At 72.1% G+C, this 14,351-nt stretch carries 14 protein-coding genes; 12 read left to right on the top strand and 2 right to left on the bottom strand.

Annotation, left to right across the window (positions count from 1 at the left end):
• Nucleotides 1-52: 52 nt before the first annotated feature.
• Nucleotides 53-910 (top strand): alpha/beta fold hydrolase, encoded by an 858-nt coding sequence (locus tag A6P39_RS14405; RefSeq protein ID WP_067040569.1) that lies wholly within the window; start codon nucleotides 53-55, stop codon nucleotides 908-910.
• A 12-nt stretch (nucleotides 911-922) separates the two neighbouring features.
• On the opposite strand, the gene A6P39_RS14400 is transcribed toward A6P39_RS14405, so the two are convergent.
• Nucleotides 923-1,915 (bottom strand): MDR family NADP-dependent oxidoreductase, encoded by a 993-nt coding sequence (locus tag A6P39_RS14400; protein WP_067040568.1) that lies wholly within the window; start codon nucleotides 1,913-1,915, stop codon nucleotides 923-925.
• 103 nt (nucleotides 1,916-2,018) lie between these two features.
• Between A6P39_RS14400 and A6P39_RS14395 the strand changes: the two genes are divergently transcribed.
• The 4 genes from A6P39_RS14395 (at nucleotide 2,019) to A6P39_RS14380 (ending at nucleotide 5,729) form a co-directional block, all read left to right on the top strand.
• Nucleotides 2,019-2,927 (top strand): LysR family transcriptional regulator, encoded by a 909-nt coding sequence (locus A6P39_RS14395; RefSeq protein ID WP_067040566.1) that lies wholly within the window; start codon nucleotides 2,019-2,021, stop codon nucleotides 2,925-2,927.
• A 220-nt stretch (nucleotides 2,928-3,147) separates the two neighbouring features.
• On the top strand, nucleotides 3,148-3,279 hold the full coding sequence (locus tag A6P39_RS14390; protein ID WP_107304243.1) for a hypothetical protein: 132 nt from the start codon (nucleotides 3,148-3,150) through the stop codon (nucleotides 3,277-3,279).
• A gap of 70 nt (nucleotides 3,280-3,349) precedes the next feature.
• A complete protein-coding gene (locus A6P39_RS14385) occupies nucleotides 3,350-4,393 on the top strand; it encodes a 3-isopropylmalate dehydrogenase (RefSeq protein WP_067040561.1) in 1,044 nt (347 codons plus the stop codon).
• Between the two features lie 247 nt (nucleotides 4,394-4,640).
• A complete protein-coding gene (locus A6P39_RS14380; RefSeq protein ID WP_067040560.1) occupies nucleotides 4,641-5,729 on the top strand; it encodes a branched-chain amino acid aminotransferase in 1,089 nt (362 codons plus the stop codon).
• Here the strand turns inward: A6P39_RS14380 and A6P39_RS14375 are convergent.
• On the bottom strand, nucleotides 5,726-7,171 hold the full coding sequence (locus tag A6P39_RS14375; protein WP_067040556.1) for a cytosine permease: 1,446 nt from the start codon (nucleotides 7,169-7,171) through the stop codon (nucleotides 5,726-5,728). The genes A6P39_RS14380 and A6P39_RS14375 overlap by 4 nt on opposite strands.
• A 145-nt stretch (nucleotides 7,172-7,316) precedes the next feature.
• Between A6P39_RS14375 and ureA the strand changes: the two genes are divergently transcribed.
• From ureA to A6P39_RS14340, 7 genes are all read left to right on the top strand, one after another.
• Entirely contained in the window at nucleotides 7,317-8,030 is a 714-nt protein-coding gene (gene ureA / locus A6P39_RS14370; RefSeq protein ID WP_067040555.1) for an urease subunit gamma, read from the top strand.
• The gene (locus A6P39_RS14365) at nucleotides 8,027-9,769 is read left to right on the top strand and encodes an urease subunit alpha (RefSeq protein WP_067040553.1); all 1,743 of its coding nucleotides are present in this window, start codon (nucleotides 8,027-8,029) and stop codon (nucleotides 9,767-9,769) included. Before ureA ends, A6P39_RS14365 begins: the two co-directional genes overlap by 4 nt.
• Before the next feature lie 16 nt (nucleotides 9,770-9,785).
• Nucleotides 9,786-10,829, top strand: coding sequence for an agmatine deiminase family protein (locus A6P39_RS14360; protein ID WP_067040540.1), 1,044 nt, complete (start codon nucleotides 9,786-9,788; stop codon nucleotides 10,827-10,829).
• Nucleotides 10,830-10,855: 26 nt separating this feature from the next.
• Nucleotides 10,856-11,017 carry a hypothetical protein gene (locus tag A6P39_RS14355; RefSeq protein ID WP_159395963.1) on the top strand — a complete coding sequence of 54 codons (162 nt, stop codon included), beginning with the start codon at nucleotides 10,856-10,858 and terminating at the stop codon, nucleotides 11,015-11,017.
• Nucleotides 11,014-11,631, top strand: a complete 618-nt coding sequence (locus A6P39_RS14350; protein WP_067040534.1) for a TetR/AcrR family transcriptional regulator — start codon at nucleotides 11,014-11,016, stop codon at nucleotides 11,629-11,631. Before A6P39_RS14355 ends, A6P39_RS14350 begins: the two co-directional genes overlap by 4 nt.
• Before the next feature lie 101 nt (nucleotides 11,632-11,732).
• Entirely contained in the window at nucleotides 11,733-12,842 is a 1,110-nt protein-coding gene (locus tag A6P39_RS14345; RefSeq protein ID WP_067040531.1) for a hypothetical protein, read from the top strand.
• 51 nt (nucleotides 12,843-12,893) lie between these two features.
• On the top strand, nucleotides 12,894-14,204 hold the full coding sequence (locus A6P39_RS14340; protein ID WP_067040527.1) for an MFS transporter: 1,311 nt from the start codon (nucleotides 12,894-12,896) through the stop codon (nucleotides 14,202-14,204).
• The last annotated feature ends 147 nt before the right edge of the window (nucleotides 14,205-14,351 follow it).

The raw sequence follows: 14,351 nt of genomic DNA, 5'->3' as shown, positions 1-14,351 counted from the left end.
GTCCGCCACCGGGCCCGTCGACCCTGTCGTTCCCGTCGGTCACACTGATCCCATGACGGTGACGGCGGACGACGGCATACGCCTGTGGGCCACTCGGTCGGGCGGGGACGGCGACCCGCTGGTGCTGTGTCACGGCGGTCCGGGCCTGTGGGACATGTTCGGCGACGTGGCCGCTCTGCTCGCGGACCTCAGCCCGGTGATCCGCTGGGACCAGCGCGGCTGCGGCCGCTCCGAGCGGTGCCGGGGGCCCTTTACGACCGAGCGCCTCGTCGCCGACCTCGACGCCGTACGGCGGCACTTCGGACTCGGCCGCATGGCGCTGCTCGGCCACTCCTGGGGCGCCCAGCTCGCGTTGAGCTACGCGCTCGCCCATCCGGACCGGGTGAGCGCCCTGGTCTACGTCTCCGGCACCGGCATCGGCCCGGACGCCGACTGGCACGACGCCTACCAGGAGAACCTGGTCCACCGGCTCGCCGAGCACCCCGAACGCCGCGCCCGGTGGCAGGAACTGACTGACCGTCAGGGGCGGTCGCGGGACGAGGAGCGGGAACTGGCGGTGCTGCGGTGGTCGGTCGAGTTCGAGGACCGGGACGGGGCACTGGAGTCCGCGCGGCGCATGGCCGAGCCGTGGTTCGGGATCGACTACGCGTGCAACAAGACGCTCAACGAGGAGCGCAAGCGGTCCTGGGGAACGCCGGAACTGCGCACGGCCTGCACCGCCCTCGACCTCCCTGTCCTGATCATCGACGGTGCCCGCGACATCCGCCCCCGCACCGCCGTCGACTCCCTCGCCGAGGCCCTGCCCCGCGTCCGGCGGGTGATCCTGCCGGACGCCGGCCACCTGCCGTGGGTGGAGGACCCGGAGGGCTTCAGGAAGGCGCTCAGGCAGTGGGCCACGGCACAGCGGTGAACTGACGGCACGTCAGGCGGCCCGCACCAGGATCTTGCCCGTGTTGCCGCCGCGCAGCATCAGCAAGAACGCCTCCACGATCCGCTCGAAGCCGTCGATCACCGTCTCGTCCGCCGCCAGTTCCCCGCTGCGCAGATGCGGTACGGCGAAGTCGTACAGCTCGTCCTGCGCGTCGCGGTGGTCCTTGACCAGGAAGCCCTCGATGCGCAGGCTCTTCTCCACGACGTCGGCGTGGTCGAAGACGACCGGCGGGGCGTCCGGGGTGTTGTACTGGCTGATCGTGCCCACCCGCACCACCCGGCCCCGCTCGCGCAGCGCGCCGATCGCCGCGCCGAGGTGGTCGCCGCCGACGTTGTCCACGAAGACGTCGATGCCGGTGGGGGCCGCTTCGGCGAGCAGATCGGCCACCGGGGCCGTGCGGTAGTCGAACGCCGCGTCGTAACGCACCTGCTCCGTAAGGTACTTGACCTTCTCCGGGGTGCCCGCGCTGCCGATCACCCGGCCCGCGCCGAGCAGCCGGGCGAAGCGGCCGGCCGCCGTGCCGACCCCGCCCGCCGCACCCGACACGAAGACGTCCTCGCCCGCGCGCAGCCGGGCGATCCGGGTCAGGGCGATGTACGCCGTCAGGCCCGTGCCGCCCAGCACGCTGAGGTAGGCCGACAGGGGCACGCCCGGGTGGTGGGGAAGACGCCGTACCTCCTCGGGGCGGACCACGGCGTGCGTGCGCCAGCCCTGCCGGTGGAAGACGATCTCGCCCTCGGGCAGCTCCGGCGTGCGCGAGGCGACGACCTTCCCGAGGGCACGGCCCTCCAGCGGGGCGTTCAACGCGAAGCCGGCGTCCATCATTTCGCGGTGGTACGGGTCCACGGACCACAGCAGGTTCTCCACCAGGGCCGTACCGGGCGCCGGTTCGGGCACGGGGGACTCGGCGAAGCGGAAGTGGTCCGCGGTGGGAAAGCCGGCGGGGCGGGCGGTCTGCTGCACGGTGAGCGCGGTCTCGGTCATGGCAGGGGACGCTAGGCAGGAATGCCGGGTACGGGCAGCGGGTTGGGCTCATGGAACGCGCCGGTCCATGAACCGGTCTCATACACGCAGGCGGGAGCCCCGAGTGACAGCAGCCGACCTTGCCCCGCAGGAGCTGAGGATCCTGGTCGCCGTGGCCGACGAGGGCGGTTTCTCGGCCGCGGCCGGCCGGCTCGGGACCACCCAGTCCGCCGTCTCGCACGCCGTGCGCGGCATCGAGCGCAAGCTGGGCGTCGTCCTCTTCGAACGCGGCCGGTTCGGTGCCCGGCCGACCCCCGCCGGGGAGCGGGCGGCGGCGCACGCCCGGCGGGTGCTGCGCATGCTCCAGGCGCTGGCGGCCGACGTGCGCGGCGCGGACAGCGGCGAGGTCCACGGGCCGCTGCGGATCGCCGCCTTCCGCAGCGCCGCCCTGCACCTGCTGCCGCCCGCCCTGGAGCGGCTCACCGCGCGGCACCCCGGCATCGAGGTGACCGTCACCGTCGTACGGGAACTGGGCGCCGGCACCGCGGGCGAGGTCGCCGCCGGGCGGGCCGACCTCGGGATCGCCACCCTGAACGGGCCGCCGCCGGCCGGACTGGTCGGCGCGGAGCTGCTCCAGGAGCCGTACTCCCTGGTGCATCCGGCGGGCCACCGGGATCCGCGGGCCCTCCCGCTCGTCGACTGGGCGGAGAACTGCGGGTCCTACACCCGCTCGTGGTGGGCCGCCCAGGACTGGATCCCGGCCGCGACCGTGAGCGCCGAGGACGACGGGGCCGTGCTGTCGATGGTGGGCAGCGGACTCGGCATGGCGATCATGCCCGCGCTCTCCCTCACCGGGGCGCCGTCCGCCGTGGAGATCACCGACCTCGGGCCGGGACGGCCGTACCGCCGCGTCGGCTACGTCACCACCCCGGAACTGGCCGCCACCGCCGCCGTACGGGCCCTGATCCGTACCCTGCGCTCCCTCGGACAGCCCCTCCCCGAATGCACGAAAGCCCAGCTCAGGGCGGTGTGACACGAGTCGGCGTCTCAGATAGTAGGAAGTCCGAGTAATTGTGCAGACAACCGCGCGGTGCTCGCTTAGTTTTGTAGGAGCCGAACGCATCGCTCGATCCAGCGAACGGCGGCCGTGAGCCAGGCCCGTGCAGGCAACCCCTGCGGCCGCGCGCTCCCCGCCCCTTTGGCGTCTCGACATCCCTTTGTGTGCTTTGCGTTTGCCGAAGGAGCCGATTCCCATGGCTGAGACGACCGTCCGCCGCCGCGTCCGCCACGTGTCGCCCGCGAGCGAGTCCGACCGCAAGAACGCCGCCGCCGCCCTCCAGCGCGCCCTCGACCGCCGCGACAACGGCGGCGAGACCGGCCACTGAGAACGCCGACACGGTGTCCGCATCGCGGACACCGCATGTCATCACCTGGGACGAGGAGTAGGGTGCCCGCATGTCTCGCAGCCTCAATCTCGCAGTGATCCCCGGTGACGGCATCGGCCAGGAGGTCGTGTCCGAGGGTCTGAAGGTCCTCTCCGCCGTGCTCCCGCAGGATGTGAAGCTGGAGACCAAGGAGTACGACTTCGGCGCCCGGCGCTACCACGCCACCGGCGAGACCCTCACCGACGCCGACCTCGACGCCCTCAAGCAGCACGACGCGATCCTGCTCGGCGCCATCGGCGACCCGTCGGTGCCGTCCGGCGTCCTGGAGCGCGGCTTCCTGCTCAAGCTCCGCTTCGCCTTCGACCACCACGTCAACCTGCGGCCGAGCAAGCTGCTCCCGGGTGTGCCGACCCCGCTCGCCGGTCAGCCGGAGATCGACTTCGTCGTCGTGCGCGAGGGCACCGAGGGCCCCTACACCGGCAACGGCGGCACCATCCGCAAGGGCACCGAGCACGAGGTCGCCACCGAGGTCTCCGTCAACACGGCCTACGGTGTCGAGCGCGTGGTCCGCGACGCCTTCGCCCGGGCCCAGGCCCGCCCGCGCAAGAAGCTCACGCTCGTCCACAAGAACAACGTGCTGACCTTCGCCGGTCACCTGTGGACGAACATCTTCAACAAGGTGGCCGAGGAGTTCCCCGAGGTCACCACGGACTACATCCACGTCGACGCGGCGACCATCTACCTGGTCACCGACCCGGCCCGGTTCGACGTCATCGTCACCGACAACCTCTTCGGCGACATCATCACCGACCTCGCCGCGGCCGTCTCCGGCGGCATCGGCGTGGCCGCCTCCGGCAACATCAACCCCGGTGGCGAGTTCCCGTCCATGTTCGAGCCGGTCCACGGCTCGGCCCCGGACATCGCCGGACAGGGCAAGGCCGACCCCACCGCCACGGTCCTGTCCGTCGCCCTGCTGCTGCGCCACCTCGGCTACGACGCCGAGGCCGACCGCATCGACGCGGCCGTCACCGCGGACCTGAGCGAGCGCGCCACGCTGGGCGCCCGCAGCACGGCGCAGATCGGCGACGCGCTCGCCGGGCGAGTAGCCGGCTGACCCGGCGCTCCACCAAGAGAAGCCGCCGGGTCGGACGACCACCCGGCGGCTTTCGCATGTCCCCGCCGGGTGCCACCATCAACCCTCGGGCCGCTTTCACCCCCATTCCGTCCGCCGCAGTCCCCGCGCGATAATCGAACGCGGAGCCGCGGTATGAGGGAAAGCTCGGACGTCCTAGCACCGGCTGAGAAGCCGGTACGGGCGTGAGCGCGGCCCGGTCACTACAACCGGTGAAGGACAACCACTCATGACGACGCCTACGATCGAGCTCAAGCCCTCCGCCAGTCCCCTCGCCGCCGCCGAGCGCGAGGCCATCCTGGCCAACCCCGGGTTCGGCCGCCGCTTCACCGACCACATGGTGACGATCAAGTGGACGGAAGGCCGCGGCTGGCACGACGGCCAGCTCGTTCCGTACGCGCCGATTCCCCTCGACCCGGCGACCAACGTCCTGCACTACGCCCAGGAGATCTTCGAGGGCCTGAAGGCCTACCGCCAGCCCGACGGCTCGGTCGCCCTGTTCCGCCCCGACCAGAACGCCAAGCGCTTCCAGCGCTCCGCCAAGCGCCTCGCCATGCCCGAGCTGCCGGTCGAGACGTTCATCGAGGCCTGTGACGTCCTGGTCCAGCAGGACAAGGACTGGGTGCCCGCGCACGGCGGCGAGGAGTCCCTCTACCTGCGCCCGTTCATGATCGCCACGGAGGTCGGCCTCGGCGTCAAGCCGGCCAACGAGTACCTGTTCATCGTGATCGCCTCCCCGGCCGGCGCGTACTTCCCGGGCGGCGTCAAGCCGGTGTCGATCTGGGTCTCCGAGGACCGCGTCCGTGCTGTCCCCGGCGGCATGGGCGACGCCAAGACCGGCGGCAACTACGCCGCCTCCCTGCTCGCCCAGGCCGAGGCCGCCGCCAAGGGCTGCGACCAGGTCTGCTATCTCGACGCGGTCGAGCACCAGTGGGTCGAGGAACTCGGCGGCATGAACCTGTACTTCGTGTACGGCGACAAGATCATCACGCCCGCGCTGACCGGCTCCATCCTGGAGGGCGTCACCCGTGACTCCCTGCTGGCCGTCGCCCGCGACCTCGGCTACACGTCCGAGGAGGGCCGTGTCTCGGTCGGGCAGTGGCAGCGCGACTCCGAGAACGGCACCCTCACCGAGGTCTTCGCCTGCGGCACCGCGGCCGTGATCACCCCGGTCGGCACGGTGAAGCGGGCCGGTGCCGAGTGGAAGCAGAGCGGCGGGGAGCCGGGCGAGGTGACCCTCCGTCTGCGCCAGGCCCTGCTCGACCTCCAGCGGGGCACGCTGGAGGACAAGCACGGGTGGATGCACAAGATCGGTTAAGCCTCGCCGGACATGCTCAGGGCCGCCTCGGACTCGTCGACGTCCGTGGCGGCCCTCGGCCGTTCGGTACCGGAGGTCAGCAGCAGGTACACCAGCCCCCCGACCGCCCCCGACAGCAGGAAGCTGCAGTCCACGCCGCCGGTCAGCCGCAGCAGCGGGCCCTGGTACGACGGCAGGGACACGGCCAGCAGACCGACCCCGGCGCCCAGCGCCCAGGAGACGGCCGCCCGCGCGTTCCAGCCCGCCCGGTACCAGTAGATCCCGCCCCGGGAGCGGCGGTTGAAGACCTGCAGCGCGTCGGCGTCGTACACCCCGCGGCAGCGGGCGAAGCCGATCAGGGTGATGACGGCCCACGGGGTGCCGATCGCGGTGAGCAGCAGCACGAAGGACGTCATCGCGGACTGGGCGTTCCAGGCGTAGTGCCCGGCGAAGACGCAGGCCGTGGCGACGACGGCGACGGTGTAGGTGGCGCGGGCGCGGGAGGCCCTCGGCAGGATGGCGTCCAGGTCGAGGCCCATGGAGTACAGCATCAGACCGGCGTTGCCGACCGAGCCCGCGGAGGCGGACAGCAGCAGCGGGACCAGGTACCAGGCGGGCGAGGCGCTGACCAGCGGACCCGCGTATTCGGTGGCCGCGCGGGCCGCGTACGCCGTGAAGGTGCCGAACAGCTGCGGGACCAGCAGGCCGAGGACCAGGCCCAGCCAGGTGGCGTGCAGGACGCGGCGGCCGGAGTGCCGGGACGGCGAGATGTAGCGGGTGTAGTCGCCGAGGAGCGTGATGAAGGCGATGGGACCGGACAGGCCCGCCGCCACGGTCGCGAGGAACCAAGTGGGCCAGAACGAGCCCAGCAGATATCCGCCCGCGCCGGGCAGCGCCGCGGTCGTGAAGTGCGGGGCGTAGGCGAGGATCCCGAGGGCCAGCAGGGCCGTCATGCCGATCGCGAGGACGCGGGACATGGCGAGCAGCACCCGGTAGCCGTAGACCGCGCCCGCGACGGTCGCCGCCGCGAGCACCGCGTAGACCACGGCGTAGGACACCCCGTCCGCGGGCAGGCCGGCCATCCGGCCGAGCACGCCGATCATCACGTCCCCGCCGATCCACACGGTCAGCGCGGTGTACCCGAGGGCCAGCAGCAGGCCGACGACCGAGCCGACCAGCCGGCCCCGGACGCCGAACTGGGCGCCGGAGGAGGTGGACAGGTTGGTCGCGGTGCGCAGGGAGACCAGCGCGAGCGGCGCCGTGAACAGCGTGCCGATCACCGTGCCCGCCACGATCGCGCTCACCGACGCCCACCAGCCGAGCCCGAAGGACGGCGGCAGCCAGCCGAAGACGATCACTCCGAGGCAGAGGTTGGAGCCGAGCAGGATCGAGACGAGGTCGCGCGGACCGCTGGTCCGCTCCTCGTCCGGGATGGTGTCGACTCCGCGCTGTTCTATCGGCATGGCTGGGTCTCCTTCGACGGCCGCCGTGGAATTTAGAGCGACGTTCAATGTGAGCGACCGGATTCCGGATGTCAATGGTTCCGTTTCATGAATCCGACGTTTAGAGTGTTGCTCTAAATCATGGAAGGCAAGGAGGTGTCGGGACGTGAGACTGACCCCTGCGGAACGTGACCGGCTGCTGCTCTTCGGCGCCGCCGAGCTGGCCCGGGCCCGCCGGTCGCGCGGCCTGAGGCTGAACGTGCCGGAGGCGACCGCGCTGATCGCGGACACCGTCTGCGAGGCGGCCCGCGACGGCAGGCGGCTCGCCGAGGCCATCGAGGCGGCCCGCTCGGTGCTCGGCCCCGAGGACGTCCTGCCGGGCGTCGCGGACGTCGTCACCGAGGTGATGGTCGAGGCCGTCTTCGACGACGGCTCACGCCTCGCGGTGGTCGGCGACCCGATCGGCGGCGGCGGTCTGGGCGAGCGGGGTCCGGGCGCGCTCCTCCCGGGACCCGGGCACGCCGACCCGGAACCGGCTGTCCGGCTCACGGTCACCAACACCGCGACCGTGCCGGTCTCCGTCACCTCCCACTTCCACTTCTTCGAGGCCAACCCGCGCCTGGACTTCGCACGCGAGCGGGCCTACGGCATGCGTCTCGCCGTACCCGCCGGGTCGTCCGTCAGGTTCGGGCCGGGCGAGAGCGAGCGGGTCGGGCTCGTGCCGATCGGCGGCGACCGGATCGCGATCGGCTTCGCCGGACTGGTCGACGGGCCGCTGGACGCGCCCGGCGCGAAGGAAGAGGCCCTGCGCAGGGCCGCCGCATGCGGATACCTCGGAGCCATACACGACGTCACGCCGGAAGGAGGCGAGGAGCGATGAGCCGCTCGAAGGGGCGCGAGGTGAGCCGGGCGGTCCACGTCGACCCGCACGCCTACGCCGCCACCCACGGCCCCCGGGCCGGCGACCGCATCCGCCTGGGCGACTCCGGCCTCACGATCCGCGTCGAGTCCGACTCCCAGCGCTACGGCGACGAGTTCCTGGCCGGATTCGGCAAGACCGCCCGCGACGGACTGCACCTGAAGGCCGCCGCCGTCCGCGAGACCTGTGACGTCGTCATCAGCAACGTCGTCGTGATCGACGCCGTGCAGGGCATCCGAAAGGTGTCGATCGGCATCCGGGAGGGGCGGATCTGCGCCATCGGACGGGCCGGGAACCCGGACACCCTCGACGGTGTGGACGTCGTCGTCGGCACGGGTACGTCGATCGTCTCCGGCGAGGGGCTCATCGCCACCGCCGGCGCCGTCGACACCCACGTCCACCTGCTGTCGCCGCGCATCATGGAGGCCTCCCTGGCCTCCGGCGTGACCACGATCATCGGCCAGGAGTTCGGCCCGGTGTGGGGCGTCGGCGTCAACTCCCCCTGGGCACTGCGCCACGCCTTCAACGCCTTCGACGCCTGGCCGGTCAACATCGGCTTCCTGGGCCGGGGTTCGTCCTCGTCCGACGCACCGCTCGTCGAGGCGCTGGCCGAGGGCGGGGCGAGCGGCTTCAAGGTGCACGAGGACATGGGCGCCCACACCCGTGCGCTGGACACGGCACTGCGGGTCGCCGAGGAGCACGACGTCCAAGTGGCCCTGCACAGCGACGGGTTGAACGAGTGCCTGTCGGTCGAGGACACCCTGAAGGTGCTGGAGGGCCGCACGATCCACGCCTTCCACATCGAGGGCTGCGGCGGCGGACACGTGCCCAACGTGCTGAAGATGGCCGGTGTCCCCAACGTCATCGGCTCCTCCACCAACCCCACCCTGCCCTTCGGCCGGGACGCGGTCGCCGAGCACTACGGCATGATCGTCTCCGTCCACGACCTCAAGCCCGACCTGCCCGGCGACGCCGCCATGGCCCGCGACCGGATCCGGGCCGGCACCATGGGCGCCGAGGACGTGCTGCACGACCTGGGCGCGATCGGCATCACCTCCTCCGACGCCCAGGGCATGGGCCGGGCCGGTGAGACGGTGCGCCGTACGTTCGCGATGGCGGGCAAGATGAAGGCCGAGCTGGGGCCGCTGCTTCCCCATGACGGGGAGGGCGGCGACAGCGAGGGCGACGACAACGCCCGCGTCCTGCGCTACATGGCCAAGCTGACCATCAACCCGGCCATCGCGCACGGCCTGGCCCACGAGGTCGGCTCGATCGAGACCGGCAAGCTGGCGGACATCGTGCTGTGGCGCCCGGAGTACTTCGGCGCCAAGCCCCAGCTCGTCCTGAAGTCCGGCTTCCCGGCGTACGGCGTCGTCGGCGACCCCAACGCGGCCACCGACACCTGCGAACCCCTCGTGCTCGGGCCGCAGTTCGGGTCGTACGGCGCGACGGCCGCCGACATCTCGGTCGCCTTCGTCGCCCGGGCCGCCGTCGACCAGGGCGACGACCGGATGCCCACGCGCCGCCGCCGGGTCGCCGTGCGCGGCACCCGCGGGATCGGTCCGGCCGACCTGCGGCTGAACACCCGCATCGGAGCGGTCGACGTCGACCGGCGCACCGGCCTGGTCACCCTCGACGGCGACCCGCTGCGCTCGGCACCCGCCGACTCCGTCTCCCTCAACCGCCTCTACTTCCTCTAAGGACCCGGGAATTCCTATGACCACCCCCGCCGCCGACGGCTTCCGCATGCCCGCCGAGTGGACCCCGCACGAGCGCACCTGGATGGCGTGGCCGGGGCCCAACCCCACCTTCGACGACCCCGAGGACCTCGCCGCATCCCGTGCCGCCTGGGCGTCGGTCGCCCGTGCGATCACGCGCTTCGAACCGGTGACGGTGGTGTGCGGCCCCGGCCAGTCGGTTGAGGCCCGGGCCCTCCTCGGCCCCGCCGTCAGCACCGTCGAGCGCGAGCTGGACGACGCCTGGATGCGGGACATCGGCCCCACCTTCCTCACCAACGGCAAGGGTGAACTGGCCGCCGTGGACTGGACGTTCAACGGCTGGGGCGCCCAGGAGTGGGCCCGCTGGGAGCACGACGCGAAGATCGCCGCGTACGTCAGCGACCTCGCGGACGCGAAGACGTACGCCTCGAAGCTGGTCAACGAGGGCGGCGCGATCCACGTCGACGGCGAGGGCACCGTGCTGCTCACGGAGACGGTCCAGCTGGGCCCGGAACGCAACCCGCACTGGTCGCGCGCGCAGGTGGAGGCCGAGATCCACGCCCACCTCGGCACCAGCAAGGCCATCTGGCTGCCGCGCGGCCTCACCGGCGACTACCCTCCGCACGGCTTCGGCACCCTCGGCCACGTCGACATCGTCGCCGCCTTCGCCCGCCCCGGTGTCGTCGTCGCCCACCACCAGCCCGACCCGGCCCACCCCGACTTCGAGGTCACCAAGGAGGTCATCGGCCTGCTGAGGTCGGCGACCGACGCCCGGGGCCGCAGGCTGGAGGTCGTGGAGGTGTCCGCGCCGACCGCCCTGGAGGCCGACGGCCACTGGGCCGACTACTCCTACATCAACCACTACCTGTGCAACGGCGGTGTCGTGCTCTGCGGCTTCGACGACCCGCGCGACGAGATCGCCGCCGGGATCTTCCGCCGGCTCTTTCCCGAGCGGACGGTGACCCTGGTGGACGCGCGCACGATCTTCGCGGGCGGCGGCGGCATCCACTGCATCACCCAGCAGCAGCCGAAGGTCCGGTGACGTCCGCGGTCAGGTAGAACAGACGCGTGGATGTACTGCTCTGCGCCGCGTGCGGCCGCCGTCCGGCCGAACCGGTCCGCCGGCTCGACGAGATGTCCGAGCCCCTCGGCCGGCACGGGCTGCCCGGACCCGACGGCCTGCGGCCGGCCCGGTCCGTGCCCGACGCCGTACGGGCGGTGGCGGCATGACCGCGGCCGCCTCCCCCCGCCGCCGTACCCCCGCGCCGCCGCGCGAGGAGGTGCTCGCCGCCGCCATGGACATGATCGCCGAGCGCGGTCTGGAGAAGCTCACCATGGCGTCGCTCGGCCGCAAGGTCGGGATGAGCAGCGGCCACCTGCTCTACTACTTCCGCTCCAAGGACGAGCTGCTGCTCCAGGCCCTGGAGTGGAGCGAGGGGCGGCTCGGCGCCGAGCGCGGCCGGCTGCTCACCCTCCCGGGCACCGCCCGTGAGCGGCTGGCCGCATACGTCGACCTGTACGTCCCCGACGGCCACCGCGACCCGCACTGGACGCTGTGGCTGGAGGTCTGGAACCGCTCGCAGAACGCCGACGAGGACGCCCGCGCCCGGCAGGCCGCGATCGAGGGGGCCTGGCATCGCGACCTGGTCGCGCTGATCGCCGAGGGGGTCTCACGCGGCGAGTTCCGCCGGGTGGACGCGGACCGCTTCGCGGCGAGGCTGCGAGCCCTGCTCGACGGGTTCTCCATCCATGTGGCCATCGGGTTGCGTGGTATCGATCGGGGCCAAGTGCTGGCTCACGTCAGGGAGTTCATCGCCGAGTCGCTGCTCGCCGAAGCCGCCTGACGTCTGGACCGCCGTCCAGGTTGTACGCATTTTGTCGGATTGACCCGGCTCGCCCGGCCGAGGTTCCCTCCCCTGGGACACACAACCAGGGGGGTAACGGCATGAGGCGGAGAACCGGAGCGGCCGCGGCGGGAGCGGCGGTGCTGCTGGCCCTGTCGGCGCCGCAGGCGTACGCGGCACCACGCCACGGTATCCAGCGCGTCAGCACCACGGTGGCCGGCGCCCAGTCCGCCACCGCCTCGGACGGCGGCGGCATCAGCGCCGACGGGCACTACGCCGTCTACGGCACCGGCGGCCCCGGCGACGGCTGCCCGGCCGACTGGTCGTGGTGTGTCTTCGTCAAGGACCTGCGCACCGGCAAGGCCGTCCAGGTCCCGGGCACCGGCGTCGAGACCCACACCCTGATGATCAGCGGCGACGGCACCGAGGTCGGCTACACCACCGGCCACTACCACTACTTCCGTGCCACCGTCCACGACCGCCGCACCGGCGCGTCTTGGACCCTGTGGCCGGCGAACCCGCCGAAGGACGGCTGGTACGAGCGGTCCGACCTCACCGGGCTGAGCGCCGACGGCCGCTACGCCGCCTACACCATCGGCAACCGCGACGGCGACGGCGGCGCCCTGCACCTCCTGGTCCGGGACCTGACCACCGGCACCGACACCCTGGCGGACCCGGTCGGCGACCCCGGCGACATCACCGGCGGCCGGCTCAGCGCCGACGGCCGCTACGTCGCTTCCGGCACGCGCAAGGCCGAGGACACCGCCCTCTACGTCACGGACCGCACCACCGGCCGGACCCGGCGGCTGGACACCCCTGCCGGCGGTGCGTCGTCCCTCGTCGACATCTCGGCCGACGGACACCACGTCCTGTTCAACTTCCGGACGAGCCGGCCCGGTTCGGCCGCGCGGGCCTACCTCGCCGACACCCGCACCGGCCGCGCCGTACCCGTCGGCCCGGCCGGCTCCACGGCCCTCTCCGCCGACGCCACCGACCGGTACGTCCTCCTGGCGGACGCCGGCGGCGCCCTGTACCTGCTGGACGCGCGCACCGGGCACCGTCACCCGGTGGCCGGCGCGAGCGCGGCCGCCACCGCCGTACCCGGCTCCGTCACCCGGGACGGCCGCAGCGTCGTCTTCACCTCCGCCGCCGCCCTGGTGCCGGACGACACCAACGGCGTGACGGACGTCTTCGCGCGCCGGCTCGGGTAGCCGGCTCCGGCAAAGGAATCGTCTCCTCCGTCGCCGGGCAGGTAACGGCCCATGGGACGTCACCACTGGAAGAAGATCTGGGTCGGCTCGGCGGGCAACATGGTCGAGTGGTTCGACTGGTTCGTCTACGCGAGCTTCGCCACCTACTTCGCCGGCGCGTTCTTCCCGAGCGGCAATCCCACCGCCCAGCTCATGAACACCGCCGGCATCTTCGCGGTCGGCTTCTTCATGCGGCCCGTGGGCGGCTGGCTGCTCGGCCGGGTCGGCGACCGCAAGGGGCGCAAAGCGGCGCTCACGCTGACCGTCACGCTCATGTCGGCGTCGGCGGTCCTGATCGCCGTGGCCCCGACCTACGCGGTCGCCGGCTACGGCGGCGCGCTCGTGCTGCTCGTCGCCCGCCTGCTGCAAGGACTGTCGGTCGGCGGCGAGTACGCGGCCAGCGCCACCTATCTGACGGAGGCCTCGGACCCGGGCAGCCGCGGCTTCGCCTCCAGCTTCCAGTACGTCTCCATGACCGCGGGACAGATCGCCGGCCTCGGTCTGCAGATCATCCTGCAGCGCACCATGTCCGACTCCGCGCTGCACAGCTACGGCTGGCGCATCCCGTTCGTCGTGGGCGCGCTCGGCGCGGCGGTCATCTTCTACCTGCGCCGCAGCATGCTGGAGACCGAGGTGTACGAGGAGGACGCCGCCCGCGCGGCGGAGCGCGGCACCCTGCGCCTGCTGTGGCGGCACCGGCGGGAGGCGATCCTGGTCATCGCCCTCACCATGGGCGGCACGGTCGCCTACTACACGTACACCACCTATCTGACGAAGTACCTCTCCAACTCGGCGGGCCTATCCAAGCAGACGGCGACGCTCGTCTCCTTCACCGCGCTGACCGTCTTCGCCTGCCTCCAGCCGCTCGCGGGGCGCCTGTCGGACCGGATCGGCCGGCGTCCGCTGCTGATCACGTTCGCGCTCGGCTCCACCTTCCTCACCGTGCCGGTCATGACGCTCCTCAAGCACGCCGACGGCTACTGGCCCGCCCTCGGTCTCAGTCTGCTCGCGCTGATCGTCGTCACGGGCTACACCTCGATCAACGCCTGTGTGAAGGCCGAGCTGTTCCCGACCGGCATCCGCGCCCTCGGCGTGGCCCTGCCGTACGCCCTCGCCAACGCCCTGTTCGGCGGTACGGCGGAGTACGTCGCGCTGTGGTTCAAGAACGCCGGGATCGAGTCCGGCTTCTCCTGGTACGTGGCCGGATGCGGCGCCGTGTCGCTGGTGGTGTACCTCGGCATGCGCGAGACGAAGGACCTGGACCTGGCCCGGGTGACGGCCGCCCGCGGGGCCGCGGAGTCCAGTGTGACGACCGCATCCTGAGACGGTCCGTGAGCCGGAGGCCGGGCTGTGCCAGACTGCCTCCGTGCTCTCGTTCGCCATGATTATCGGCAGCAGGCGCGCCGGTCCGCAGTGACCACACGTACGACCAGGTACGGGTGGCCATCGTCGTCCTCGACCCGCGCGCAG

The sequence above is a fragment of the Streptomyces sp. FXJ1.172 genome (assembly GCF_001636945.3).
Lineage (GTDB): Bacteria > Actinomycetota > Actinomycetes > Streptomycetales > Streptomycetaceae > Streptomyces.
The sequence above is the reverse complement of the archived record's forward strand: the minus strand, read 5'-3'. Positions and strand labels throughout refer to the sequence as shown.